This is a genomic window from Sphaerisporangium sp. NPDC004334, from assembly GCF_053602655.1.
On record NZ_JBSGDZ010000004.1, the window covers coordinates 60,584 to 86,299 of the forward strand.

General features: G+C 69.9%; 24 protein-coding genes. 10 read left to right on the forward strand and 14 right to left on the reverse strand.

The features are described 5' to 3' along the window. The 5 genes from ACWEN6_RS05690 to ACWEN6_RS05710 all read right to left on the reverse strand — a co-directional run bounded on the left by ACWEN6_RS05690 (position 1) and on the right by ACWEN6_RS05710 (position 6,826). The gene (locus tag ACWEN6_RS05690; protein WP_452569133.1) at positions 1-915 is read right to left on the reverse strand and encodes a YceI family protein; all 915 of its coding nucleotides are present in this window, start codon (positions 913-915) and stop codon (positions 1-3) included. Continuing rightward, positions 912-3,455, reverse strand: coding sequence for an MFS transporter (locus ACWEN6_RS05695; RefSeq protein ID WP_452569134.1), 2,544 nt, complete (start codon positions 3,453-3,455; stop codon positions 912-914). The genes ACWEN6_RS05690 and ACWEN6_RS05695 overlap by 4 nt, the downstream gene beginning before the upstream one ends. Then, positions 3,452-3,979, reverse strand: coding sequence for a MarR family winged helix-turn-helix transcriptional regulator (locus ACWEN6_RS05700; RefSeq protein ID WP_452569135.1), 528 nt, complete (start codon positions 3,977-3,979; stop codon positions 3,452-3,454). The genes ACWEN6_RS05695 and ACWEN6_RS05700 overlap by 4 nt, the downstream gene beginning before the upstream one ends. A 231-nt stretch (positions 3,980-4,210) precedes the next feature. After that, positions 4,211-5,716 carry an alkaline phosphatase PhoX gene (locus ACWEN6_RS05705; protein ID WP_452569136.1) on the reverse strand — a complete coding sequence of 502 codons (1,506 nt, stop codon included), beginning with the start codon at positions 5,714-5,716 and terminating at the stop codon, positions 4,211-4,213. A gap of 408 nt (positions 5,717-6,124) precedes the next feature. Beyond that, positions 6,125-6,826, reverse strand: a complete 702-nt coding sequence (locus ACWEN6_RS05710) for a class I SAM-dependent methyltransferase (RefSeq protein WP_452569137.1) — start codon at positions 6,824-6,826, stop codon at positions 6,125-6,127. A 159-nt stretch (positions 6,827-6,985) separates the two neighbouring features. On the opposite strand from ACWEN6_RS05710, the gene ACWEN6_RS05715 reads away from it, so the two are divergent. After that, on the forward strand, positions 6,986-7,936 hold the full coding sequence (locus ACWEN6_RS05715; RefSeq protein ID WP_452569138.1) for a hypothetical protein: 951 nt from the start codon (positions 6,986-6,988) through the stop codon (positions 7,934-7,936). A 199-nt stretch (positions 7,937-8,135) separates the two neighbouring features. On the opposite strand, the gene ACWEN6_RS05720 is transcribed toward ACWEN6_RS05715, so the two are convergent. The 5 genes from ACWEN6_RS05720 to ACWEN6_RS05740 all read right to left on the reverse strand — a co-directional run bounded on the left by ACWEN6_RS05720 (position 8,136) and on the right by ACWEN6_RS05740 (position 12,018). Beyond that, positions 8,136-8,468, reverse strand: coding sequence for a YnfA family protein (locus ACWEN6_RS05720; protein ID WP_452569139.1), 333 nt, complete (start codon positions 8,466-8,468; stop codon positions 8,136-8,138). Between the two features lie 152 nt (positions 8,469-8,620). Next, on the reverse strand, positions 8,621-9,226 hold the full coding sequence (locus ACWEN6_RS05725; RefSeq protein WP_452569140.1) for a GNAT family N-acetyltransferase: 606 nt from the start codon (positions 9,224-9,226) through the stop codon (positions 8,621-8,623). A 131-nt stretch (positions 9,227-9,357) separates the two neighbouring features. Next, complete coding sequence (locus ACWEN6_RS05730; protein WP_452569141.1) at positions 9,358-10,257, reverse strand: hypothetical protein; 900 nt, start codon at positions 10,255-10,257, stop codon at positions 9,358-9,360. Between the two features lie 200 nt (positions 10,258-10,457). Then, entirely contained in the window at positions 10,458-11,009 is a 552-nt protein-coding gene (gene cpt, locus ACWEN6_RS05735) for a chloramphenicol phosphotransferase CPT (RefSeq protein ID WP_452569142.1), read from the reverse strand. A gap of 142 nt (positions 11,010-11,151) precedes the next feature. After that, the gene (locus ACWEN6_RS05740; RefSeq protein ID WP_452569143.1) at positions 11,152-12,018 is read right to left on the reverse strand and encodes a calcium-binding protein; all 867 of its coding nucleotides are present in this window, start codon (positions 12,016-12,018) and stop codon (positions 11,152-11,154) included. 341 nt (positions 12,019-12,359) lie between these two features. Between ACWEN6_RS05740 and ACWEN6_RS05745 the strand changes: the two genes are divergently transcribed. Next, positions 12,360-13,697 carry an alpha/beta hydrolase family protein gene (locus ACWEN6_RS05745; protein WP_452569144.1) on the forward strand — a complete coding sequence of 446 codons (1,338 nt, stop codon included), beginning with the start codon at positions 12,360-12,362 and terminating at the stop codon, positions 13,695-13,697. Between the two features lie 165 nt (positions 13,698-13,862). On the opposite strand, the gene ACWEN6_RS05750 is transcribed toward ACWEN6_RS05745, so the two are convergent. After that, positions 13,863-14,324, reverse strand: a complete 462-nt coding sequence (locus ACWEN6_RS05750; RefSeq protein WP_452569145.1) for a MarR family winged helix-turn-helix transcriptional regulator — start codon at positions 14,322-14,324, stop codon at positions 13,863-13,865. Between the two features lie 84 nt (positions 14,325-14,408). On the opposite strand from ACWEN6_RS05750, the gene ACWEN6_RS05755 reads away from it, so the two are divergent. The 5 genes from ACWEN6_RS05755 to ACWEN6_RS05775 all read left to right on the forward strand — a co-directional run bounded on the left by ACWEN6_RS05755 (position 14,409) and on the right by ACWEN6_RS05775 (position 18,648). Continuing rightward, positions 14,409-14,783: a VOC family protein gene (locus ACWEN6_RS05755; RefSeq protein ID WP_452569146.1), complete on the forward strand. Its 375-nt coding sequence runs from the start codon at positions 14,409-14,411 to the stop codon at positions 14,781-14,783. Between the two features lie 246 nt (positions 14,784-15,029). Beyond that, positions 15,030-15,743 (forward strand): hypothetical protein, encoded by a 714-nt coding sequence (locus ACWEN6_RS05760; RefSeq protein ID WP_452569147.1) that lies wholly within the window; start codon positions 15,030-15,032, stop codon positions 15,741-15,743. A gap of 326 nt (positions 15,744-16,069) precedes the next feature. Next, positions 16,070-16,930 carry a hypothetical protein gene (locus ACWEN6_RS05765; RefSeq protein ID WP_452569148.1) on the forward strand — a complete coding sequence of 287 codons (861 nt, stop codon included), beginning with the start codon at positions 16,070-16,072 and terminating at the stop codon, positions 16,928-16,930. Between the two features lie 201 nt (positions 16,931-17,131). After that, positions 17,132-17,650: an RNA polymerase sigma factor gene (locus tag ACWEN6_RS05770; protein ID WP_452569149.1), complete on the forward strand. Its 519-nt coding sequence runs from the start codon at positions 17,132-17,134 to the stop codon at positions 17,648-17,650. Continuing rightward, positions 17,647-18,648, forward strand: coding sequence for a hypothetical protein (locus ACWEN6_RS05775; RefSeq protein ID WP_452569150.1), 1,002 nt, complete (start codon positions 17,647-17,649; stop codon positions 18,646-18,648). Before ACWEN6_RS05770 ends, ACWEN6_RS05775 begins: the two co-directional genes overlap by 4 nt. Positions 18,649-18,664: 16 nt before the next feature. On the opposite strand, the gene ACWEN6_RS05780 is transcribed toward ACWEN6_RS05775, so the two are convergent. Together ACWEN6_RS05780 and ACWEN6_RS05785 are read right to left on the reverse strand one after the other, a co-directional pair. After that, positions 18,665-18,934, reverse strand: a complete 270-nt coding sequence (locus ACWEN6_RS05780) for a hypothetical protein (protein ID WP_452569151.1) — start codon at positions 18,932-18,934, stop codon at positions 18,665-18,667. Between the two features lie 50 nt (positions 18,935-18,984). Beyond that, positions 18,985-20,451 carry a vanadium-dependent haloperoxidase gene (locus tag ACWEN6_RS05785; RefSeq protein ID WP_452569152.1) on the reverse strand — a complete coding sequence of 489 codons (1,467 nt, stop codon included), beginning with the start codon at positions 20,449-20,451 and terminating at the stop codon, positions 18,985-18,987. 220 nt (positions 20,452-20,671) lie between these two features. On the opposite strand from ACWEN6_RS05785, the gene ACWEN6_RS05790 reads away from it, so the two are divergent. The 3 genes from ACWEN6_RS05790 to ACWEN6_RS05800 all read left to right on the forward strand — a co-directional run bounded on the left by ACWEN6_RS05790 (position 20,672) and on the right by ACWEN6_RS05800 (position 24,288). Beyond that, on the forward strand, positions 20,672-21,901 hold the full coding sequence (locus tag ACWEN6_RS05790) for a sensor histidine kinase (protein ID WP_452569153.1): 1,230 nt from the start codon (positions 20,672-20,674) through the stop codon (positions 21,899-21,901). Further along, positions 21,892-22,560 (forward strand): response regulator, encoded by a 669-nt coding sequence (locus tag ACWEN6_RS05795; RefSeq protein WP_452569154.1) that lies wholly within the window; start codon positions 21,892-21,894, stop codon positions 22,558-22,560. Before ACWEN6_RS05790 ends, ACWEN6_RS05795 begins: the two co-directional genes overlap by 10 nt. A 1,233-nt stretch (positions 22,561-23,793) precedes the next feature. Further along, positions 23,794-24,288 carry a helix-turn-helix domain-containing protein gene (locus tag ACWEN6_RS05800; protein WP_452569155.1) on the forward strand — a complete coding sequence of 165 codons (495 nt, stop codon included), beginning with the start codon at positions 23,794-23,796 and terminating at the stop codon, positions 24,286-24,288. A gap of 303 nt (positions 24,289-24,591) precedes the next feature. Here ACWEN6_RS05800 and ACWEN6_RS05805 read toward each other — a convergent pair whose 3' ends face one another. Continuing rightward, complete coding sequence (locus ACWEN6_RS05805; protein ID WP_452569156.1) at positions 24,592-25,131, reverse strand: SMI1/KNR4 family protein; 540 nt, start codon at positions 25,129-25,131, stop codon at positions 24,592-24,594. Positions 25,132-25,716 lie beyond the last annotated feature (585 nt).

A 25,716-nucleotide genomic window follows, 5' to 3' on the forward strand; every position in this document is an offset into this window, starting at 1 on the left:
TCACGCGCCGCGCACGGCGTCCGCGCCGGAGGTTCGGGCGCCCGCGCCGTTCGGAGACTCATTGTCGCGTACCGCCTGGACGTCGAGCTCCACTTTCAGTGTCGCTCCTATGAGCGCGATGCCGGCCTGCACCACCTGGTTGTAGTTCATCGCGAAGTCCTCCCGGCGCAGCTCGGTGACCGCGTGGAAGGCGGCGCGCAGACCGCCCCACAGGTCCGGCCCGGCGCCGAGGTAGGAGAGCGCGAGGTCCACCGGACGGGTGACGCCAGCGAGGGTGAGCTCGCCGCGCATGGTCCAGCGGTCCGGGCCGGCCGGGGACAGTCCTGTGCTGCGGAAGGAGATCCGCGGGTGCGCGGCCACGTGCAGGAAGTCGGCCGAGCGCAGGTGCTCGTCGCGCGTCCGGTTGCCGGTGTCGATGGACGCGGCGTCGATCTCCGCGACGACCGAGGAGCTCTCGGCCGTCGCGCCGATCTGGATGCGACCCGCGAACTCGGCGAACCTGCCCTGCACGCTGGACAGCCCGAGGTGCTGCGCGGTGGCGGCGACCTTGGAGTGGGCCGGGTCGATCGTCCACAGCCCGGGCGGCGGCAGCTCCACACCACCCTGGCGGGCGAGCTCGATGACCCCGAGGTCGGCCGATCCCGAGGCGGAGACGATGGCCGTCACGGCGGCCGGGGCGTAGCCGACCGCGGTGACCACGACGGTGTGCACGCCGGAGGGCAGCGGCGCGGTCGCGACCGCGCCGTCCGCGTCCACCTCGGCCCGGACCACCTGGTGACCGGACATGTCGGTCACGGTGAGCACCGCGTGCCCTACCGCCCACCCGTCCTTGCCGCGCACCACGGCCCGCAGCCCGTGCGATCCGGTGGCGCCGGCGACGACGCCGGGCCCGGTGGTGTTCCACTCGCCGCTCATTCGGGGTGACCGAGCCAGACGTCGTGGGCGTCCTCGCCCTGCCCGTTGAGGGTGACCGTGCTCGCCACGGGCGGGTACCCGGTGGCGATGACCGTGTACTGGCCGCCGGTGAGGTCGGCGAAGGCGTACTCGCCGTCCTCGCCGGTGGTCGCGGAGCCGACCACGTTCCCCGCCGCGTCGAGCAAGGTCACGCGGGCGTCGGCGAGCGGCCGTCCGTCCTGCTGAACCCGGACGGTGCCCCTGACCCGGGCGCCGTGCAGCAGGACGACGTCCTGCCTGGTCTGGCCGGTGCCGACCGCGACCGGCACCGCCGCCGGGCGGTACCCTTCGGCGCTGACCGCGAGGGTGTAGTCGCCCGCGACGATCCCGGCGAAGCCGAAGTCGCCGCCCTGGCCGGTCAGGCCGGTGGTGACGACCTCGCCGCGCACGTCGGCCACGACGACCATGGCCGCGGGGACGGGGGCGCCGTCCAGGTCGCGGACCGTGCCCGCGAGCCGTCCGGACCCGACGAGCGTCAGGTCGAAGTCCAGCGGCCGTTCCCCGACGGCCAGCGTGGCCACCTGCGGGTCGTGCTCGCCCGCGGAGGCGATGAGGACGTAGGTGCCGGGGCCGGGGGTCCACATGCTGTACCCGCCGTCGGCCTGCGTGACGGCCCGGCCGAGCTGGTGGCCGCGCAGGTCGATCAGGGTGAGCGTCGCCTGGGCCACCGGGGTGCCGTCGCCGCCGCGGATCACGCCGCGGATGCCGCTGCCCTCCTGCGGCTCGGCGCCGACCTCCTCACCGGGGAAGGCCGCGGTGGCCTGCGCCGTCCGGGTGGCCGACAGCGCCGCGCCGGCCTGCGCCATCCCATTGGCGGACAACGCCGCGGTGACCGGCGTCGTGCCGTTGGCCGACAGCCCCGCGGTGACCGGCGTCTCGCCGTTGCGCTGGGCGTGGCGGCCGGGACCGCCGACCGGGGCGGGCATGCCGTCGGCGGTCGCGGCCCGCAGCTCCTCGCCGCTGGCGCTGCGCAGCGGGATCTCCTTGATGAACAGGATGGCGATGAACGCCAGCAGCGCGAACGGCGCGGCATACAGGAACAGGTCGCCGACGCCGTGCCCGTAGGCGTCCTCGACCACCGTGCGGACGGGCGCCGGCAGCTCCGACAGCCGGGGGACGGCGCCCTCGCTCAGCCCGCCGCCGCGGATGCCCAGCCTGCCCAGGCCCTCGGCCATGTAGTCGATGACGCGGTGGGCGAGCACCGCCCCGAGGGCGCCGACGCCGATCGCGCCGCCGAGCGTGCGGAAGAAGGCGACGACCGAGCTGGCCGCGCCGAGCTCCTGCGGACGGACCTGGTTCTGCACCGACAGCACGAGGTTCTGCATGGTCATGCCGAGGCCCACGCCGATGAGGAACATGTAGACGGCCAGCAGCCGGTAGTCGGTGTCGTAGCGCAGCATGCCCATCAGCGCGACGCCCGCGGTGAGGAGCAGCGAGCCGGTGACCAGGAAGATTTTCCACCGGCCGGTGCGGGTGATGACCTGTCCGACGATGGTGGAGGCCAGCGCCAGGCCGAGGATCATCGGCAGGGTCATGACACCCGCCATCGTCGGCGTCTCGCCACGCGCGAGCTGGAAGTACTGGCTGAGGAAGGTCGTCGCGCCGAACATGGCGACGCCGACCAGCAGGCTGGCCACCACGGCGAGGCTGATGGCGGCGTTGCGGAACAGCCGCAGCGGGACGACCGGCTCGGCGGCCCTGGACTCCACCAGCAGGAAGAGCAGGGCGAGCACCACCGCGCCGCCCACCATGGCCCCGGTCTGCCACGACAGCCAGTCGTACTTGTGGCCGGCGAAGGAGACCCACACCAGCAGCAGCGAGACGGCGGCGGTGATCAGCAGCGCGCCGAGCCAGTCCACCTTGACGGCGCGCCTGCGCACCGGGATGTGCAGGGTCTTCTGCAGGACGACCAGGGCGATGAGGGCGAAGGGCACGCCGACGTAGAAGCACCAGCGCCAGCCGAGCCAGGAGGTGTCCACGATCACGCCGCCGATGAGCGGCCCGCCGATGGTGGCCAGGGCGAACACCGCGCCGAGATAGCCGGAGTAGCGGCCGCGCTCGCGGGGCGCGATGATCGCGGCCATGATGACCTGGACCAGGGCGGTGAGGCCGCCGGCGCCGAGTCCCTGGATGACCCGGGCGCCGATCAGCATGCTCGGGTTCTGCGAGACGCCCGCGATCGCCGAGCCGATGATGTAGATCAGCAGGGCGAGCTGGACCAGCGTCTTCTTGCTCACCAGGTCGGAGAGCTTGCCCCAGATGGGGGTGGAGACCGTGGTGGCGAGCAGCGTCGCGGTGATCACCCAGGTGTAGGTGTTCTCGTCCGCGTGCAGGTCGGCGATGATCGTGGGCAACGCGTTGGACACGACCGTGGACGACAGGATCGCCACGAACAGGCCGAGCAACAGGCCCGACAGCGCTTCCAGGATCTCCCTGTGGGACATGGGTGCGGCCGGATCGGGGGCGGCCTCCCGCGTCTCCGCCGGTACTGCGGTGGTCATCGAAGTCCCTTCACTGTCTGAGCTCGGGCCGTGTCCGGCACAGGGGCCGTGTCCGGCATAAGTTGTGGGGGCCGGTCGCGATGGAGCGGCCGGTCGCGGTGGGCGTCGAAGCCGGCGCGGAAGCGGCCGAGCAGTCCCGACAGCTCGGCGACGTCCTCGTCCGTCCAGCCGTCCAGGGCTCCCTCGATGGAGTGCCGCGCGTGGGCGAGCGCCTCGCGCACCACCCGCTCACCGTCCGGGGTCAGGCGGACGTACCATGAACGCCCGTCGCGGGGGTTGGGCACGCGTTCGACCCAGCCCCGCTCCTCCACGTCCGCGACGTGCCTGCTGATCACCGACTGGTCGACCTCCGAGCAGTCGGCCAGCTCGCCCAGGCGCATCGCGCCGCAGCGGTACAGCACGACCAGGAGGCTGAGGCCCGCACGGGGGCCGGGGAACGGCAGGTCGCGCTTGACCGCCTTGATCACCGGCACCAGTTCGGCCAGCCGGACGAGCAGCTCTCCGCGGTCGCCGTCGGACGCCATGACCCTTCCTCCATCTAGTTGCCTTAGGCAAATATATATTATTGCCCTAGGCAACCTTTAGGGGGGTCTGTCCTATTCCCAGCCTCCCGGCGTGCGCCCACCGGCGCGAGCGGCCCGTCCCGGACGCGAAACGGCGCCGCCCCCGCCCCGAAGGGAGGAGACGGCGCCGTGTCAGCGCGCCGGCCGGCCGGTCAACCGGCGGTGGCGATGGTCAAGTGGTGCTCAGTGGCATCAGTGGTGGTCGTGACCGTGGTCGCCGTGGCCGTTGCCGTCGGACGGACGGCGCCACGGGCCGGTGATGGCGAACACGTAACCCGGGGTCTGGATGTTCGCGAACAGGATCCTGCCGTCCTGGCTGAACGTCGGGCCGGTGAACTCGCTGTCGTTCAGCTCGTTGCGGGCCATCGGGTACGGCGTGCCCTGCTTGGTGACGCCGACCAGGTGCGAGACGCCCTCGCCGTCCTCGGCCAGGATGACGCCGCCGTACGGCGAGACCGTGATGTTGTCCGGTCCGTCGTAGTCGGTGTCGGCCTCGGGGTCGGGGTTCACGCCGAAGATGGTCTTCAGCGTGATCGTCTCGGACTCGGGGTCGTAGAACCAGACCTGGCCGTCGTGCTCGTTGACGCTGCCGTCGGCGTGGCGGGCGTAGCTGGCCACGAAGTAGGCGCCGCCGTCGGCGAACCAGGCGCCCTCGAGCTTGCGGCTGCGGGTGATCTGGTCGTCGGTGAACTGCTTGCGCACCGAGACGGTCTTGGCGTCGCGGTCGGGCACCGCCACCCACTTGACCTTGTACCGGGTGCCGGGCTGGGTGGCCTCGGACAGGTCCTTGATGTGCTTGCCGCCCTTGTAGGCGCTCAGCGCCTCCAGCGTGCCCGCGGTGTCGCCGCCGTTGGTCAGGGCCAGCGCCCGCAGCGCGCCCTTGCGGGCGTGGAAGCCGCGCGGCGGGGTCCAGCGGTAGTAGAGCCCGTTCGGGCTACTGGCGTCCTCGGTGAGGTAGATCTCGGAGTTGCGGGGGTTCACGGCGACGGCCTCGTGCGAGTACCGGCCGAGGAACTTCAGCGGGACCGGGTTGTTGTTGGCGTCGCGGTCGAAGGGGTCCACCTCGAACACGTAGCCGTGGTCCTTCTGGAACGCCCCGCCGGCGCGCTGCTCGGTCTCCTCGCAGGTGAGCCAGGTGCCCCACGGGGTGATGCCGCCGGCGCAGTTGTTGTGCGTACCGGCCACGCTGACGTACTCGCGGACGCGGTTGCCCTGCTTGTCGACCTCGATGTTGGTCGTGCCGCCGTGCGCGCCCGGGTCGTAGGTGAGGCCGTCCAGCGTCGGCACGCCGTAGGGCTCGCCGCCGCCGATCTCGTGGTTGTTCACCAGCACGAAGCCGTGCGGCGCGCGGAAGCAGCCGGTGCCGTCGGCGTCGCTCGGGGTCGGCTCACCCGTCTCCAGCAGCGTCTTGCCGGCCTCGGCCACGATCTTGTAGGAGAAGCCGGGCGGGAGTGCCAGCAGGCCGGCCGGGTCGGCGACGACGGCGCCGTAGCCGGTCGCGCCCTTGGCCCCGGTCTGCGCGAAGGCGGCGGGGCCGGCGATCGACTCCAGGCTGCCGGCGATGGCGATGCCCAGACCGCCCACCGCGCCGGCGCGGAACAGGTCACGGCGGGAGAGGCCGCGGCTCGACACGTCGCCGTCGGACACGTCACCGCCGGTCGCGCCGGTCGCCTCGTGGCGTGACATCGAGGAGGTCATGAAAGCACCTTTTCCATTCGCATGGTGTGTAGACCTAATGGACCCAAGCCGCTACATATGAACGCTTCCTCCCCTGATGCGGACTTATTGGTTAAGGAACGGCCAACGTCCCCTACGTCCGATGACCATGACACCAGGGCAGAGCGGGACACGCCGCCGTCCCGCACCAGAGCGGACACGCCTTCGTCCGCATCGGGACGGGACACGCCTTCGTCCGCACCAGGGCGGGACACACCTCAGTCCACACCAGGGCGGGACACGCTTCGTCCCGCACTTCCAGCCAATCAGCTACCTGCCCGAGTCATCAACCCTCCGCCGCGCCGTGTTGCCGCTGCCTTCCGGCGCCGCGAATTTCCCTACCCCGCCGAAGCATCAGAGAGCCTCGTTCGTGCGGCGACAGGTCGTCAATCACGCGCTTTTTATGCAGGTATACGCGCCATAGGCACCCGCCTGGAACCGGCTGTCCACGATGCGCAGGCCGACCGCGGCGATCATGGGTTCGAGCAGCCAGCGGAAGGTGCTGAACTCCGTGCGCACGTGCTCGGCGTACTCCTCCGCGGTGTACCCCTCCGCCGGATCGGACACCGCGCCCGCGAACCAGCCGTCGAACACCCGCCCCGCCTCGGACGGCTGAAAGTCGTAGATCAGGTCGTGCAGGCGCAGCACGCCGCCCGGCCGGAGCAGGCCCGCGATGCGCTCCAGCGCGATCGCCTTGAAGAAGTCGGGCAACTGGTGCAACGCGTTCCTGGTGTAGACGGCGTCGACCGGCGGCCCGGCGTGCTCGTAGGTCAGGAAACCCGCCCGGACGAGCTCGATGTTGGACAACCCGGCGTTCTCCGCACGCCCGCGCAGGGCGTCCTGCATCACGGGAGAGACGTCCACCGCCACCACCCGCCGGAACCGCCGCGCCGCGGCCAGCGTGAACTGCCCGGTGCCCGCGGCGAGATCCACCACGGTGGCGTCCTCGCCCACCCCGTGCTCGGCGAGGACGGCCAGGTCCGCGGAGGGGTCGGGATACCCCTGCTTGCGGTCGTAGCCGGTGATGAACCCGGGGTCGAGATGCTCATGGCCCGCGTAGGCCAGCTCGTCGATCATCCATGCTTCAGCCATGCGCCGATCCTCGCGAACGCCCCCGCCGGGACGCATCTCCTTTTACACAGAGCCAGATCGGGCCTGTCGCGCCGTGGAACGCGATCCGAGCGAACTCATCGGAACGGACGAGCGTCGAACAAGGGCACACAGACAAGACCACAGATGATGAGGCACCTTATGAACCGATACCAGCCGCTCGGCGCCGTCCTCGGCGCCGCGCTCCTCGCCCCCTTGGCCGTCGCCCCGGCCTCGGCGAGCACCACCCCGCTCTCCCCCGCCCGAGCGGCGCCCACCTCTACGACCGCGGCGGCGAAGCCGGCCCCGATCAAGGGCGTCGCCGTCTACGCGCGGTTCAACCGCGGGTACGTCGTCACCCGCTACGAGCCCGGCAAGGGCCCCACCCGCCTGGGCGTCACACCGGAGACCGGCCAGTTCTCCGCCTCCCCCGACGGCAGGAAGATCGCCTGGATCACCGGCCTGGGCAAGGTGCAGGTGAGCGCCGCCGGCAAGGTCACCACCCTCGCCAAGGGCGCCGGAGCCAACGCCCCCTGCCTGACCCCGGTCTGGTCGCCCGACTCCGCCAAGGTGGCCTTCCTGCCCAGCAGTGAGAGCGACGCCTCGCCGGTGGCCGTCGTCAACGCCGCCGGCGGCGGCACGCGCAGGGCCGGCACCACCATGGGGGTCTGCCACCTGGCCTGGTCCTCCGACGGCCGCTACCTGGCCGGGTACGCCGGCACCACCGAGGGCGTCTACCGCCTCGACCTGCGCGCCCGCACGTCGGTCAAGGTCAAGGGCGTCAAGCTCGCCAACCACGTCCAGAGCCTGTCACCGCACGGCGAGCGCGTCGTCGTGGCGCCCCTCTCTCCCAAGGACCCCGGCGGCGACGGCGGCTGGCCCGTGTGGTTCCGTCCGACGATCGTCGACACGACCACCGGCGCCAAGGTCCCGATCGCGGTCCGCGGCCGTCTCATCGGCGCCCTCTACCTGCCCGACGGCCGCCTGGTGGTCCGGGTCGCCGGCTCCGCCCGCAACACCCTGGTCGTCCTGGACGCCTCCGGCAGGCAACTCCAGCGCCTCCCCGAACCCGCGCAGGCCCGGACCCAGGCCCTCCTCCAGATCGTCCGCTGATCTGGCCCGGCCGGCTCATGCCCGACCGTCCGCTGACCGGCCCTGACCGGCCCTGACCTGCTCCTATCGACCGTCTGCTGACCTGGCCCGACCGGCTCGTACCCGACCGGCCCGTGCCCGGCCGTGCGCCGCCCCTGAGCGACCGGGCGCGGACGACGGCCCGGGTGCCGACGGGTACGGGCCGGTACGGGCGGGTCGGTCACCCGCGCGGCGCGTACATGATGACCAGCACGCCGAGGACACAGACGGCGGCCCCGATGACGTCCCATCGATCGGGACGAAAGCCGTCCACCACCACACCCCACAGCAGCGAGCCCACGACGAACACCCCTCCGTAGGCGGCGAGGATGCGGCCGAAATGGGCGTCCGGCTGAAAGGTGGCCACCAGCCCGTACAGCCCGAGGGCGATGAACCCCGCGCCGGCCCACAACAGGCCGCGCTGCTCTCTGACCCCCTGCCACACCAGCCACGCCCCGCCGATCTCCGCGAACGCGGCCAGCACGAACAACGACAACGAACGCGCGACACCCACACCCGCGACTGTAGAACACCCCGTTCCACCACTTGTCGAAAGGAGCGAACGACCATCCGCTTCCCCGCACAAGCCGCCGTCCTCGCGGATGGCCGGACCGTCCAGGTCTCCGGGACGATTTGGCGGGTGGGGGGAGACGCGCGCCGCCGCGGTCAGGCCGGGAGTGCCGTGGCCTGGGAGAGGTGGGAAGGGTTGACCAGGGCGTGCAGGTGCATGTCGTGCCAGCCGTCGGGGTGCAAGATGGAACTGCGTTCGGTGCCCTCCAGGGCGAAGCCGGCCTTGTGCGCGAGACGGCAGGAGGCGTCGTTGAGCGTCGAGTGGTAGAGGTACAGCCGGTGGAGGCCGATGCCGAAGGCCCAGGTGGTGAGCGCCCGCACCGCCGTCGTGGCCGCGCCGCGCCCCCGGGCCGCCGCCCGCGTCCAGTAGGCCACCTCCGCGTGTCCCCAGAAGAGGTCGAAGGTGCGGAACGCGACCCGGCCGAGCACCTCGTCCCGGGGCGTGACCACCGCCCAGTGCGCGCTGGACTCGGCGCGCCAGCCCTGCGCGTAGCCCTCGATCATCTCTTCGGCCTCGGCGAGCGACTCGACGCTGCGCGCGTGCCAGTGCTGGATGTCCGGATCCCGGAAGGCATCGACGATCGCGGGGGCGTCCGCCGCCGTCCAGGGCCGCAGCACCAGATCGTTCTCCGATGACAGCACCGGTTGCGGGGCACGCTTCAGCGATCCTGGCACGACGACCGCGGGCACAAGGCTAGGCATCGCGCTGCGCTCAACCCCAATCAAGGTCCACATCGGTTCGGCGTCCGTCGGCCTGGCCGGCCGCCTCCGGGCCTTCAGGCGGCCCGGAGACTTCCAACGTCCGGTAGGCCTTCAGGCGGCCGGCGGGACGATCAGAAGATCCAGTCCAGCAGGCCGCCGCCGCTCTCGCTCTGGGTCGGGCTCGGCGCCGGCGGCGGGGGCGCCTGCGTGGTCGGCGGGGGCTTCGGGGACGACTCGGGGTCGTCCTCGATCCGCGGGTCCTGCGTCTGCTGCGGGCGACCGCTGGACCTGGGCGACGGCCGGGGCGAGTGGACCCGGGTGCGCGTCGGCGTCGGCCGGGCCGTGGGCGGGCGCGTCTGCCGTCCCTGGCCGGCCGTCGGCGTGGGCGTCCCGCTGGGGGGCTCCGCGGTCTCGCCGGTCCCGGCGGTGGGCTCGGTGGCCGGGTCGCCGATGCTGGGCCCGGCGCTGGGGGTGTCGGTCAGCGCGGGGTCCGACCGCTCGACCGAGGGGCACTTGCCGGGGGTCGAGCAGGCCGCCTCCGGCTTGGAGCCGACCGAGGTGGACACGATCCAGCCGCCCGCCACCGCGAGCAGCACGATCGCGGCGATGGCGACGATGAACCCCTTGTTCTTGCCGCCCTTGTCCTCCGCGTCCGCCTCGCCGGTCCACCCCGAGCCGAGGAAGCCGCGCTCCCCTCCGCCCTCGGTGTCCCACTCCTCACGCCCCGGCCGCTCAGGGTCCTCGGACCGCTCGTCGTCGAGCACCATCTCCTCGCCCTCGCGGCGGTAGAGATAGTCGAATTCTTCGAGACTCTCGAGCCGCTCGTCACCCTCGGCCCACTGATGGCCGGCCCGGTCAGGGTCGGACGCCTCGTCGTCTGAGGCGTGAGCGGGATCGTGTCCGGGCGTCCAGCCGTCGGACAGCACGTCACCGCCCGGGCGCACCGGTTGGTCGTCCCGGTCGATGCCCGTGGGCCCCACCTGCTGGAGAGGATCCTCTTCGTGGGATCTCGGGTGGCCGTCGCGGTCCATGCCGAACCTCTCTGCTGTGAATCCTGGCCGCACAACACTTAGCAGCTCTGACTCCGCCTTGTCCGGAAACTCCACATTATTCCCGGAGGCCGCAATCTTCCCACCGGTCGCAGCCGTCACAGGCCCCCGGTAGATGGCGAAGCCGCAACGATTGGACGGCGACTCGAGATCCGCCCGCCGCTCGCGGCCGGACTCGGTGTCTAAAGGGGTTCGCCGGATCGCCGCACGCGATCGGCGATGATCTCCGCGCACGCCAGGGAGGCGGTCCGCGTGGTGTCCACCTCCAGGTCATAGACCATGCCCTCGTGGACGATCTCCGCCTGCGTCACCGCCATTCCCGGGACCCGGTCCCCCCTGGCCCTCTCACGCTCGGCGGCGACCGCGCTGTCGCACCTGACCCCGACCCACAGGACGTCCAGCCCGTCGAGAGCCGCCTGCCAGCGCCGCTGGGTCGCCGCTCCGCCGAGGAAGACATCGTCGATGATGACCGGGGCTCCGGCCCGGGCCATCGCGGCGATCCCCTCCATCCACGCCGTCTGCAGCGCCATGAACCGGGGCCCGACGTTCACTCCGCCGTCCTGGTCGAACTCGATTCCCGCGTCCGACGCCCGCATGGACGCGGGCATCGCCTCGATGAGCGAGTCGACCCCGAAAGCGAGCCATGGCCGCGGCAGGACGGCCTGCAGGCGCCGGACGATCTCGGACTTGCCCGCGCTGGACCCGCCGTTGAGCACGATCACCTGAGTCGTCACGGCATACACGGTAGAGACCCGGCCTGCGGGCCGTGAAACGGTTTTCGGCCGGCGCCCCGCCCTGCCGCCTCCCGATCACGGCGCTGGGACACGATCTCCCATCGGCCGGCGCCGCCCTGCCGCCACCGATTCGATCACGGCGCTAGGTCACGACCTCCGTGGTCTCGCAGCCGCTGAAGGTGTCCACCGTCTCCAGCAGACCTCGCAGGTCGGAGGTACAACGGTCGGCGCCGGCGCCCCCGTCGAGGGTGCCGCCGCCCCTGCCGGTGAGCCGGTCGTCGCCGCCGAGGCCCTGGATCAGGTCGTGGCCGTTCGACGCGTCGATGACGTTCGGGCCCGCGTCGCCGATGAGCACGTCGTCGGCGTTGGTCCCCTCCAGGTTCTCCACGTCCGCGGCGATGGTGTCCCGGGCGCCCGCGGGCCCGTCCTCCGAGCTGCCGTCGTCGCCGGTCGCACCGTCGAGATCGGCCCGGACGCCGAGCCTGTTCGACACCTCGGAGTAGGCGACGGTGTCGGAGCCGGCGCCGCCCCGCAGCAGGTCGCCGCCGAATCCGCCGACCAGCGTGTCATCGCCCGAGCCGCCGGCGAGCCGGTCGTCACCGTCCCCGCCCATCAGGCGTGCGGCGAGGCCCGTGGAGTTGGTGATCACATCGTCGCCGTCCAGCCCGCGGACGACCATCGACCCGACGTTCGCCGACGCGCAGCGCGCCTCGTGCTGGGTCACCAGCGTGCACCCGGCGCCCACGGTGAGCGTGGCGGTGGGATCGGCGACCGTGAGGAACCCGCCGGCCGCGCTGACGGTGATCTGGTCGTCCACGCCCACGGGGGCGTCGTACTTGAGGACCCCGGCGGACCGCACCACACCCGGTTGGCAGTCGCCGTAGCAGGGCCGCGCCGCCATCGCGGGCCGCACGGACAGAACGGCCGGCATGGCGGCCAGCGCCGCCGCGCCGCCGAGCACCCGCATCACGCGGCGGGAGACGCGGTGGTTTCGATCACGCCCGGACATGCGCTTCTCCTGACGACGGGAACGACGAAAGGCGATCGTGGTTGCGGGAGTTCGGCCTGGGGGTCATCCGTCACCACGGCCTTCCGGGTGACCTGATGGACGTGCCTTCATGTGCGCTCCTCTGATCGTCCTGAAACGGTGCCCGTTCAGCACCCACCCGGTAGGCGTTCCACCGCGTTCCACCACGCTGGTGTCGCCTGCCGCTCCCCGAGATCGCCGTCGTGAGACGCGCAGGGCCGATCCGCGTGAAGCCGGTCATCGGTCTAAAGGACTGCTCGGAAACCGTGCCGACCGCACCTTCGGTCGATACCGGGGCCGTCCTGAACTCGCAAGATCGCTCCATGCCATACGACGATTCCGCTCCGGCCCAGCGCACCGAGCGCCTGACCGAGCACGACGAGAGTCACCCCACCCCCACCGGCCCCGGTCCGGGCAGGAGAAGGCCGCGAGCCGTGGCCGCGCGAGGCGGTTTGGCCGCCGTGGCCGGACTGCTCGCGCTGGTGGCCGCCACCTCCTGGGCGCCCGCGTCCGCCTCTGCCTCCGCCTCCGCCTCTGCCTCCGTCCCTGTCTCCGCCTCTGTCTCCGCCTCCTCCGCCGGTCCTTCGGCCACGCCGAGTGGCGCCCCGTACCTGCCGGCGCCGACCGGCCCCCATCCGGTCGGCACGACATCCCTGTACCTGAAAGACGCCTCCCGCCCCGATCCGTGGGTCCCCGAGGCCGGGGCGAGGGAGCTCATGGTCTCCCTCTGGTACCCGGCGACGTCGCGGAGCGGCCCGCGCGCGCCGTACGTGACGCCCAAGGAGTCGGAGCTCATCCTGCAAGGCAAGGGGGTGACGGGCGTCCCCGCCGACGTGCTGAGCAGAACGCGGACCAACGCCCACACCGACGCGAGACCGGCGGGAGTCCGGCGCACTCTCCCCCTCGTCGTGCTGTCTCCCGGCTTCACCGACCCCCGGAGCTCGCTCACCGCCCTGGCCGAGGAGCTGGCGAGCAGGGGCTACGTGGTGGCAGGCATCGACCACACGTACGAGACCTTCGCCACCACCTTCCCCGGCGGGCGGTTGGCCACCTGCGCCGCCTGCGAACTCGAGATCGACGACTTCGGGAAGAAGGCGGTGGAGAACCGGGCGGTCGACGTCTCCTTCGTGGTCGACGAGTTGACCGGACCGCACCCCGCGTGGCAGGGCGCTTCGCTGATCGACCCGTCCCGGATCGCGATGGCGGGCAGCTCCCTCGGAGGCGCGAGCGCCGCCGAGACCATGCTGAACGACCCCCGGGTGCGCGCCGGGATCAACATGGACGGGACGATGTTCGCCCCGATCTCCGCGAGCGGCGTGGCTCGGCCGTTCCTGTTCCTTGGCCAGACGCTGCACAGCCCGGGCGGCGAGGACACCACGTGGGACCGTGACTGGGAGCACCTGACCGGGTGGAGACGCTGGCTCGTCGTGGCCGGAGCCGTGCACGCGTCCTTCACCGACTATGACCTGCTGGCCCAGCAGATCGGCGTCGACCTCAGCGGCGACCTGTCCGCGACCCGCACCGTGGAGATCACCCGCCGGTACGTCCGCGCCTTCTTCGACCTGCACCTGCGCGGCATCCCGCAACCCCTGCTGAACGAGCCGTCCCCCCGTTATCCCGAGGTCGAGTTCTGCACCCCGGAGACCGCGACCTGCCGGTAACGGCCCGTCCGCCGCGCCGGCGGTCCCGCACGCGCCCACGAACCTGCGCATCGGCTTCGGGGCACCGGCCAACGCGGCGCAAGACCGGCACAGGACGCGGCATCAGACGCGACATCAGACAAAAGACGCGGCACAAGACCTGGCCGGCCGGACGCGTCGCGGCGGCTATGCGCCGACGTCGTCGGCCAGGCGCCGCAGATAGCTCGCGAACCGCCGCCGGTCGTCCTCTGGCCAGGAGGCCGTCAGCTCCTCGAACGCCTTGCGCTGCCATCGCCTGGCGCTCGCCAGCAACTCCTCCCCGCTCTCGGTGAGCCGCAGGCAGGCGCGGCGCCGGTCGCGTTCGGAGGTGGCGCGGGCGAGGTAGCCGGCTTCGACCGCGTCCCTCACCATGCGGCTGGCGCCCGAATGGTCGAGCCCGAGCTGGTGGGCCACGGTGCCCACGGTGACCACCGCGTCCTCCCCGGCGACGGTGCGGGACGCGTTCGTGACCACGGCCTCGACGACCAGGATGTGCTGCACGTGACGCGACTCGCCGGTCAGCTCCTCCGATGCGCGGCCGGCCCACCTGCGCGACCAGAAGCGCACCAGGCGGAACAGCGCGGGTCCTCCGTCGTGCCCCTCTCTCATGCCTTCACCCTACGGGCGGTTGCGTGCGATTCGCACATATGATTATGTGCGAATCGCACGCATCTCCCTCCTGAAGGGCTTCCCATGACCATCGTCATGAACCACCTGATCGTCCCCGCCGCCGACCGGACCGTGGCGGCCGCGTTCTTCGCCGACCTCCTGGGCCTGCGGGTCGGCCCGCCCGCCGGGCCGTTCACGCCCGTCAGCGTCAACGACGACCTCACCCTCGACTTCGACGACCGCCACCGGCCCCAGCCCGGCCACTACGCGTTCCTGGTCGACGACGACACCTTCGACGCGGTCATGGAACGGCTGAGCCGAGCCCCGTCGGTCGACTACGGCTCCGGCCCCGCACACGGCTGGGACCGCGACATCAACCACCTCGCCGGCGGCCGGGGCGTGTACGTCCGCGACCCCAACGGCCACAGCTACGAACTCTTCACCGCCGTACCCGAGTGACCGCCACCGCATGGCCCACCTTCTACCGACCCCCGGCACCTGAGACGGCCCCCTCGGCCGTCACAGGGAACCAACAATGAGGTACGGCGGGGATAATCTCCCCATATTTGGACACCACGCAACTCGATAATCCAGCATGGATATCGGCCACAACGCACAGACGACGCCGGACCGCTTCAGCCACTAAACTGAATATCGTCCCCCTTATCGAGAGCCGACCCGGCGGTCATCCTCCCCGGAGGCAGCGTGCGTCAGCGTGGAATCACCCATCTCAGATGCAACGCGTCGAATATTCTCGCCGCCATCGTCCTCGCCACGACCGGTTGCGCCCCCTCCACCACGCCGCCGAACAGGAACTGCGACGAGGTCACCGTCGGCAACGGGTCCTCGGCGGGCGGCATCGGGATCAGCGGGAAGTTCGACCTGACCATGGCGCTGGCCATCGTCGACCCGCCGGACGGGGGTGGCACACCCGAGATCGAATGGAAACCCGTCTACTCGATCGCGAACCTTACCAAGAACAGGATTTGCATAGTCGACATCAGCACGACATTCCCCACGAACCGCGACAAAGCGGGCGCGCTATTAGCGCTGAAGACGGCCAGAGGGACGCGTCAGGTCGACATCTACCAGAACAACGCGGCGGTCCTTTCCCGGACGCCTTCTGTGACGCAACGGCCGCCTTTCGCGGTTGAACCGGGCGCCACCGTGCTGGTCCGCTTCCACCAGTACCTCACCCTGACCGCCGACGGGCGGGTCGTCTCGTTGAGAACCGACGAAGACCTGTCGGAGCGCCTGGGGCCGCTGTTCCGGCTGAACCGCCTGGACGACGGCAGCTACCACTGTGTCCCGCAGTACCCGTTGAAGGTCACCGTGACATCCGATATCGGCACGTCGACCCAGGAGGTGATCAACGCGATCATGCCGGACGGTTGCGGGCTCATCTTGCCGACCGGCTGACGGCGGGTCCGATGACGAGACGACCGCCACCACGGAAGACCCCACCGCGCCGCGCACCCATTCCCCGCCAGGGCTTACCGGCACCCCGCCCGAAGCCGTCCCCTGACCAGCGCCACCGATCTCCGCTGATCCGCCACCTCCCCCTCGTCGCGGCGGTACTGCTGTTCTCCGCGGCCCGGGCGATCCTGCGGCGGGCGGCCGGCCGGACGCCGAGGCCGAAGACCCCGCCGACGCCGGAGACCCCGCCGCCTCCCGCACCGGCGCCACGTATCCCGGCACCCTCTCTGAAGCCACCCCCTGAACAGCGACAACAGGTCCGTTTTCCCGTGGCCGGCATCCTGCTCCTCACAACCTCGTTGTCGCTGTGCGGGCTGGCCTGGGCCCTGTTCGACGCGGGGCGTCCTGGCGCACCGTTGTCCCCGCACCTGCGCCCGGACTACGGGTTCGACAGCGACGTGACGATCTACCTGCCCCGCGAAGCCAAGCTCACCGAGTCCTCGCTCAACGTCTCCTACGAGAAATCCCAGGAGCCCGGCCACCAGGACGAATGGACGCAGTCTCTGGCGCTCTACTGGGACACCGCGCGCGCGAAACCATTCCCGGTCATCCTGGAGTTCCGCGGCGGCGCCCGTATCGACCGACCTCGCATCGGTGAGACGAAACTCCGATCGGTCGAACTCGGCGACCGTCAACTCGTCCTCCTGGACGACTCCCGCCGGCTCACCGGCGAGATGCGCATACCACCGATCAGCGCCGAGAACTCGCGGATCGCGTTCGCGTCCCCGCAGGTCGGTTCCCAGATGCGGTGCACGGGGCTGGCCGCCGCCACCCATAACGGGAATCTGTCCGGCCTGACCTTCGCCGACTGGGACCGCATCTCCAGCGCGTGCGACTTCACCGACTTCAAGCGGTACACGAAAATGGTGCTGATCCTCGACGAGGCGCCACTGCGGGTGGACTACTTCAGCGTCGAGCCTGTCGAAGCGGGCAATACGCCAGGCTTCAGTTGGAAGAGCGAAGGCGACCTCGCCACCCTGCAGGTCCGCGCCAGCTACGTCGACGTGAACGGCGAAGCGATCGCGCAGCGCATGCTGTTCCTCTCCGGCGTCGTCATCGGCCTCGCCGCAGCCTGCGCTCCCAACGCCATCCACTCCATATCCACATACATCCGCCGCCGCCACGCCTGACCGGCTCCTCGACCTCCGCTCTTCCACCTGTGGCCGCATCAAGTCATCCGACTTCTCGCGTCCCGACGCGAAATGATGGCCCTTCTCTCTACATAGGCACAGATGTCCGTGGATCGCGCCATGAGGAGAGCAGCATGAGGATGCCAAGGAGACCGGAGATGGGTCCAGCCGGTGGGTGGTGAGCGGGCCAGGTTCGAGTCCGTGTACCGGGAGACGTACGGCCGGCTCACGGCGTACGCGGCCCGGCGCTGCGACTCACCACAGGATGCGGCGGACGTCGTGGCCGAGACCTTCGCCATCGCCTGGCGGCGGATGGGCGAAGTGCCGGACGGGGAACAGGCCACGCTGTGGCTGTACGGCGTGGCGCGCAAGGTGCTGGCCAACCACTATCGCGGCGAGGTGCGTCGCCAGGCCCTCAGTGTGCAGCTCGACGCCGAACTGGCCGACGTGTACCAGGCCGCGCCCGACAGCGGGGTCGAGCTGACAGCGATCAAGCAGGTCTTCCTCACCTTGCCGGACGCCGATCGGGAGCTGTTGTCCCTGGTCGCCTGGGAAGGGCTGGACCGAGAGCAGATCGCCACCGTGCTCGGCCTGTCACGCAACGCCGTACGCATCAGACTCCACCGCGCTCGCAGGCGCTTCGCCCGCGCGCTCGCCGAGGCGGACGTGCGGTTCAGACCGGAAGGCCGGCTGATCCCGGCGGAGGAAGGGCAGCTGTGAAGCACATCGACGACATCGACGTGATCACCCGTGCGCTGGCCCGGGTGGAACCGGGCACGCCGGGAGGGGACGCGTCCGATACAGGGGCGCGGGGCCTCCTGACGGCGATCACCGCCGAGCAGCCCGGCCCGTCCTCCGAGCAGCCCGGCCCGTCCTCCGCCCGTCCCCGCCGGCGCCACGCCCCGCAGCTGCTCATGGGGTTGGCGGGCGCGGGCCTGCTCGCCGCGGGCATCGTGGTGGGGCCGAGCCTGCTGGAGGACGGCGGCACCCCCTCCTACGCGGTCACCAAGGAACCCGACGGCGTCGTGTACGTCCAGGTCCGGGATTTCCGCGACCAGGCGGGCCTGGCGAAGCGGTTGAAGGAGCTCGACGTTCCGGCCATCGTCGACTACGCACCGCCCGGCAAGTGGTGCAGGGAACCGCGTGGAGCTCCTGTCCAGGACATTCCCCGCGGCCTGTACTCCGTGCCGGAGAACATCCCCGGCGAAGAGTCCGGCCAGGGCTGGCAGATGCGGATCGACACCCATCTCTTCAAGCCCGGCCAGACGTTCGTCTGGACGATCAGCGACCATTCCACCAGCACGATCCTGATGAGCGGCCCGGTCGCCCCATGCGTTCTCGTGCCCGACACCTCGCATGAGCTGCGGATGAGCAAGTACGAGTACCGGACGGCGACCACGAAGGGCGGCTCGCTCGCCGACTTCCGGGTGGACGAGAAGACCGTCGGGGAGGTTCTGCCCGAACTCAAGAAGCGCGGGCTGAAGGTCACCTACCTGATCATGGCGGTCGCTCCGGACAACCCCGGCGGCTATGGCGAGGTGCGCACGCAGACCAAGCCCGTCGGCGATGACTGGATCGTCTGGGAGGCGGAGCAGCCCAACCGCGATCCGAAAGCGATCCGCCTGCTCGTCACAGAGAAACGCTTCGACAGAAACCCCGTCTACGGCGGCCCCCGGGACCGCGTCATCAAGGAACAGCCCTCTACCGGTCAGCCATGACACATCGCCCGCGCCCTCAGCCGTGGCCGCCTGCGCGTACGAACGCTCTGGGAGGAGCGGCCGGCAGGATCGTCCCGTGCATGTCCCGCACGGCCGTTTTCGCTACCTTGGCAAGGTGTCGAAGGCCGAGCGTACCCTGTCCGCCGTGGAACAAGCCGTCATCCTGGCCCTCCTCGACGCCCCAGCACGTTCTGTACGAGGGTGACGGCCGGCCTGTGACCTGGCCGCGGTGGTCGCCGATGGCGATCTTCATGCGCGGACCGGCGATTTCGGCGATGAGCGCCACGCGCGTGCGCGGCGCTCATGCCCCCGTTGTGCCGTGCTCCCTCCCGCGCCTCAGACGGGCGCCGGGCACGGGGTGGAGATGCAGGTCAGCTTGTTCGTGTACACGTGATCGGCGATCTTCTCGCCGAGTTCCAGCCCGTCCCGGGCGTCCCACGGGTAGTGAACGCCCAGCCATACCCGGCTGTCGGCGTTCTCCCGCGCGGCCTGGCTGAAGCTGGCGAAGTCCTTGGTCCGTACGGGGGCGTGCGGGTCCTCGCTGGTGAGCCGGAGCGGGATGTTGTCGCTGCCGAAGAAGCGCCGCATGATCCCGGCCCAGGCGCCGCCGAACGTGGCATGGCCGGAGGCCCATGCCGGGAAGCACGGCGAGAAGTTGACCCCGTTGCGGTCGGCCGACAGCGGCCGCCAGTCGGGGTCGAGGCCGCCGTCGCGGATGGCGGACTCCGGCCGCCAGAGGTCGATCGGTGTCAGGTATTTCACGTCCCATTCGGCGATGGCGGCGTCGGCCAGGGCCAGCGACACCAGGGCGAACAGGCGGGCGTTCTCGTACTTGCCGGTCAGGCCGCGCTGCCGAGCCACCAGGCGCGTGTGTTCGAGGAGCTGGCCCGGCGGCTTGTAGGTGCCGTCCAGGTCGTTGGACCAGAACCAGGCCGCCGCGGTCTGGTCGACGTCGCGCTGGTTCGGGGTCGCGGCGGTGGAGGTGGCGCCGCCCAGCCTCCGGACCTCGGCGACCTGTGCCCGGTACTCCGGATCGCGGATCAGCGCGGCGTAGTCGGCGTACTTTCCCGGCGTGGCCGGCCGGAACACCGACCCGCTGGATATGGCGAACGGCCTGACCGCGCCCCACCTCGGGTCCACCGCGTCAGCGCCGCTGGCGCACGAGCTGCCCGGCCCGCCGGTGGGCCGCCAGGCGCCCGGCACATTGGCGAGCGTGTACGCCGGGGTGTCTTCGGAGCCGTCCCCGGCCCGGAAGTTGCGCATCCTGTTCACGACCGAGCTGACCACCTGCAGGTCCAGGTAGTCGAAGTCGGTGGGCGAGGTGCCGAACCAGGCCCGGAACCGCTGGTCGAGGAAGGCCGTCTGGTCAGGGCTGTCGGCCAGCTTCCCGGCACCGAAGAGGTCGAGCATGATGTTGTAGGCCGTCCGGCCGATCACCCGCTCCTCCTCGCCGTCGGTCCTGGCCAGAGAGAAGTACGTCCCGGCCTGCAGGTACGGCTGGTACCTCCGCACCCCCCACTTGTCCTGGAACATGGTCTCGGCGTCGAAGATCGACGCGTTGACCATCGCCGCGGCTCTGGCGAGCTTGCCCGGCGTCGCGTCCCTCCCTTTGAGGTTCCGGAACACGTCGATCAGCACGCCGTTCCAGTACTGGGTGGGGTCCTCGCTGTAGTTGGGCGGCGCGGCGGCGGCCGGCGGCGCCGCGACCGTCGCCGTGGACGCGGTCACCGCCAGCGCGGCGGCCACCGTCACCACGGCTCTGCGTAACCTCTGCCCGACTCCCCTGCGATGCGTGGAACTCATGGGTGCTCTCGCTTTCTCCTGAGGGATTCCCTGTGGATGGGCGAACAGCCTTCATGGAAGCGCGCGAACTCTCTTGCGCCATCGAACGAGGAGTCGAATCTCGCCGTGACTTTCGCGGTAAGAGCGATCTGGCTACACCCCTGGGAGTGCGACTTCCGCGGTACACGATTTCCACTTCCGGGTGAATGCGGGCCGGGACCGCGCGGGGTTAGCCTGACGGATGCTCTACGGCGCGCCACCTTCGGTTCAGCGGCTGTCACAGGTCAGACCGGAAATCGCCGACACCGCCCTGGCCCTGTTCATGATCATCACAAGCTGGTTGTGGGCCCTGGCCGAGCCGGGCCAGGGACATCATCCGGCCGACCTGCCATCGCTGGCCCTGACGCTGCTGGTCAACGCCCCTCTCGCGGCCCGCCGTCGCGCGCCCTACCCCGTACTGGTGATCTGCGTGTCGGGGGCGATCGTCTACCACGTGCTCGGCTACCACTACGGGCTCAACAACATGGGCCCCCTGGTGGCGCTCTACACCGTCGCCGCGCACCGGCCCATGCGCGCCGCGCTTGTCTGCTCCATGCCCGTCGTCGCCGAGTGGACGCACTCCTCCGCCCTGCATGAGCCGCGCGTGGCCGTGTGGTCCGCGCTGGGGCAAGCCCTGATGGTGTCCGGCTGTGCCGTGTGCGTCGGCGCGGGCGTGCGGCTGCTGCAGTCGCGAACCAGGCAGCTCGCGGATCTGGCCGACCGGCTGCATCAAGAGCAGGAGGCCGCCGCGCATCGGGCGGTCACGCTGGAGCGCATGCACATCGCCCACGAACTGCACGACGTGGTCGCCCACCACATGTCGGTGATCTCCGTACAGGCCGGGCTCGGCCGCTACGTGGCGTTGTCCGAACCCCAGACCGCGCGACAGGCGCTAGAGGTCATCGCCCACACCAGCAGCGAGGCCCTGACCGAGATGCGGCGGCTGCTGTCGATCCTGCGCGTCGAACCCGACGGCGAGGACGAAGAGCTCTACACCACGGCACCCGGTCTCGAACGCCTGCCGCCGCTGGTCGAGCGGATACGCCGGGCGGGACCGTCCATCGACATGACCGTCAGGGGAACGCCGCGGCCACTGCCCCCGGGCCTGGACTTGTGCGCGTTCCGAATCGTGCAGGAGGCGCTGACCAACGTGCTCAAGCACGCCGGCGACGACGCCCACGTACGGATCGTGGTGACCTACGCCCCGGCCCACCTCGCCCTCCGCGTCACCGACGACGGGCATGGCACGCGGGCGCCCTCCTCCTCAGGAGGGCACGGCTTGCTGGGCATGACCGAACGTGTCAAGCTCTATGGTGGCGTGATCACCGCGGGTCCGCTCCCCGAGGGCGGCTACGAGGTGGCCGCGTCCTTTCCAATGCCCTCGTCCCCGCAGCAGGGAGGGCTTCCGGACACCGATCGGCGATGCGAGTGAACGTCAAGGTAGCCGTGGTGGACGACCAGATCCTGGTCCGTGCGGGCCTGGCGGCGTTGCTGCGGGCCGCCCCGGGCATCGACGTGGTCGGCGAGGCGGGCTCGGGCGAGGAGGCGATCCGGCTCGCCACCACCCAGCGTCCCGACGTCATGCTCATGGACATCCGCATGCCCGGCATGAGCGGCATCACCGCCACCGAGCGCATCCTGACGACGTGCGGCGAGAACACCCCCAAGGTCATCATCCTGACCACGTTCGCCCTCGACGAGTACGTCTACAACGCCCTCCGCGTGGGCGCCAGCGGATTCCTGCTCAAGGACACCCCGCCCGAGCGCCTGATCGCCGCCGTCCAGACGGTCGCGGCCGGTGACATCCTGCTGGCACCCGTCGCCATCAGGCGCCTCATCGAGGCGTACGACGACCCCGCGGTCCAAACGCCGCCGCCCAGCCTGGCCGGGTTGACGCCGCGGGAGACAGAGGTGATGCGACTGGTCGGCCGCGCCCTGTCCAACGGGCAGATCGCCGAGACCCTGCAGGTGAGCGAGGCCACGGTGAAGACCCACCTCAACCGGCTCATGGCCAAGCTGGACCTGTGCAGCCGCGCCCAGGTCGTGGTCCTCGCCTACGACTGCGGCCTGGTCAAACCGGGCATGCGCTGACCCGCCGGCTGCTCCTGGCCTGGTCAGCGAGTGCCGTCGGTGCTGAGACGGGGCCGTTCAAGGCGCAACGCCGGGGCCGACGCCGGGTGGTCGAACGCTACGCGGACTCCCGCCTGGGCGCCATGAACACCTCGGTCATCGCAATCACCCCGCAGCCGGAGCACGCCTCTCGAACACTCTCAAGCAGAGGGAGAAAGGGGTTGATCGTTGGGCACGCATTGGGCACAGCCACCCGCATAGGGCCGGTGACGGCCGGACACGGCCGGACATGACAAGAACGGCCCCTGACCGCGTATTCGCTGGTCAGGGGCCGTTTCTGCTTGTGGTGGCAGGTCCAGGGTTCGAACCTGGGTAGGCTGAGCCGACGGTTTTACAGGGCGTACCCGTTGCGAGCTCCTCCAGTACCCTGACCTGCTCCCCCGCCGTCAGTCAGTCACCTTTCCCTGCACCACATTCCGGAGATGTTCCGGATCTTGGAAAGCTGCGGCGGCGAGCGTACGGACCTCGGAGCCCAACACGTGACCTCCGGATTAAAGCTCGGACGATCATGGTTTCAGACAGTCCAACGCAGGTCAGCGGGCATACGCGGTCCACCCTGAACGGCTCTGGATCACCCTGAACTGCAACCCAAACTGCAACCCGGCTTGGGGGCGGCAGATGCTTCAGGCGAGTCGGCCTCGCCGGTGATCACTTGCAATACCGCGCCTGAACCTGTCGGACGAGCGCGGTATCGGGCCACGATGTTAGTTAGTCAATGATCGCGTGTAGTAGGCCGACTACGGCTAGGCCCACTGGTATGCCAACTGCTGGCGTCTCGGACGCGGAAAGGGTGATGGTGATCGCGCTTGCTGAGCCCAAGATGAGCAACCAGCGCTGTTGGAGTCGGGGAGGCTCCTTGTATTCGGTGGCCTCGGTGTTCTTCTGGGATGGTGGGCGTCTCATAATTCAGCAGCCGCCCGTGCTGCCTTCATCGTGGTACGGAGCACGTGACGTCGGGAACGGATAGTCTCCAACAGGTTCCTCTCGGAGGCATGGATTCGATGGGATGAGCCGTAGGCCCGGTGGAGACGGAGCTAGGACCTCCGTGAGAGCTTCCGCCGGGCCTCTCGTGCGCGATGGACACTACTGCGGGTCTTCCGCACTTTCAAGCGAGATGCACATATTTGGCGAGCACACCGTTATGCTCAAGGCACATATGCATTAAGGTGTGCTGGTGGCGTCTTGGGGGGTTGCATGAGGACACCGTCTGGAGATGACGCGGAGGCCATCCTCGGTGCTCATGTCCGTGAGCTGCGTAAACGTCACGGGTGGACTCAACATGATCTAGCGCAGAAGCTGGAGAGCTTCGGGTTCCCGCTACATCAGTCGGCCATAGCTCGGATCGAAGCCGGTAACCGGCCCGTACGACTGAACGAGGCCGTGGTGCTTGCAACCTTGTTCTCGGTGGACCTGCCTTCGTTGCTGATGCCTCCCCTTAGCGATCAAGCCATGTCTGAGAAGGAACAACAGCTTGCTGAGTTGGCAAAGGAGGAGGCCCAGCTCGCAGCACAGTTAGACGCTGTAGAGGCTGATGTGACACATCTAGCCATGAGTCTTCATAAAGCCCAGATGGACCAAGTTGCGGTCCGTGCTCAACTTGCGATGGCTCGTGGGCGCCGTGCGGCTGTAGAGCACCATTTGGAGGAGCTTCGCGTCCGGTGGGGACGCCTGCCCGAAGTAGACGTATGATTTGCCGCTCGGTGGGCTGGGGCTGAGGAACGAAGTCCCAGACCTTCGATCGCCCCCGGCCTCGTGTGATGGCCGGCCACAGCATGGCGATCGTCGTGCTGCATCTGTGCGGCGGCGGCGCGTGCCTGGTCGGCGGGTGTGGCTTGGTACGGCGGGTGCTGTGTACGGCGGGCGGCCCGCCGCACAGAGCGCTCGCCGACCGAAGCCGCACCGCCGACCCAGGGCGCGCCGTCACCCGCCTACCTGTCCCGTCGAGCTTCAACATGAGCCGGCTCCATTACGGCATGCCCGTGCTCGCACGAGTCAGCTCCACGCCTGGCACTCCAACGGGTGGCCTTCCACACCCTTGGCAAACCCGCTGCTGTCAAATCTCGTGCCGGAAGCCCATCCGACGAGCCACTCTGTCATGGTCTCAGGGATCGGTGATTCCTGATCCGCATGGCGCGGGATCACGATGGTCGGCCACTCTGCGGGCTCTCCAACCGTCAACCAGCCGATCTCATCGCCGTCGATGGTGCTTCCCCAGCCAAAGAACCCACCCGGCTCCGGCCACATGGCCAGTGGAAAGTCTTCAGGGTACTTCTCACGAAGATCTCTGTAATCGTCGCCCCAATGTGCCGCGTGCATACGGCCGTCTTTCCCGATGAAGCGGGGGTCGTAGACGCTGAGCCACTGGGCGAAGTCGCAGTGCCCGTAACGCTCGATGAAAGCGACGTAGTCATCCGGAAGCCGGAGGCCCAGGTCGGAGAACACCTCTTCCCATGCATCCGTCCCGAAGACTGGAACGGAGGGAGGAGGGACAAGGGCGATGAGCCTTTCAAGGGCGGTGTTATCGCGATCCACAGCGCAGACTGTAGAGGCACTCTCGCCCGTGTGCCCGCCCGACCTGTCCGCTGCGGGGACGCTGTCGCCGCCACGACGATCTCACCGCGGATTCGTCTCCGTCTTTATGCCTCCGGCGGGGGCGCTCCGGCTCCAGGATGATCAGGGCTGCAAAGCCGAGGTCTCGGGTGGCTGAGGTGGAAGCCTGATCACCCCATCGCCGTCGCCCAGGACGAGCCGAGCAGACCAGGGCCAGGGGGTCAAGGTCGTTCGTCCAGTGGGGCGCTCCACCTTGACCCCCTGGCCCTGGCCCGCTTCCCTGACGGGTGGGACGACGGCGACGGGATGATCAGGCAGGCGGGAGCCGTGCGCGTCGCGCTAGCGTCATGATCGCGTGCCAGATCCGTGCCAGATCTCACGGGAAACAGGGGGGAATCACGGTCACTGACGGATCATGGAACGAAGAAGCCCCCGACCACATCTCTGCTGGTCAGGGGCTCTTTCTGCTTGGGTGGCAGGTCCAGGGTTCGAACCTGGGTAGGCTGAGCCGACGGTTTTACAGTCCCGCTACGAAAACGCTCTGACCTGCGCAGACATCGAATTTCG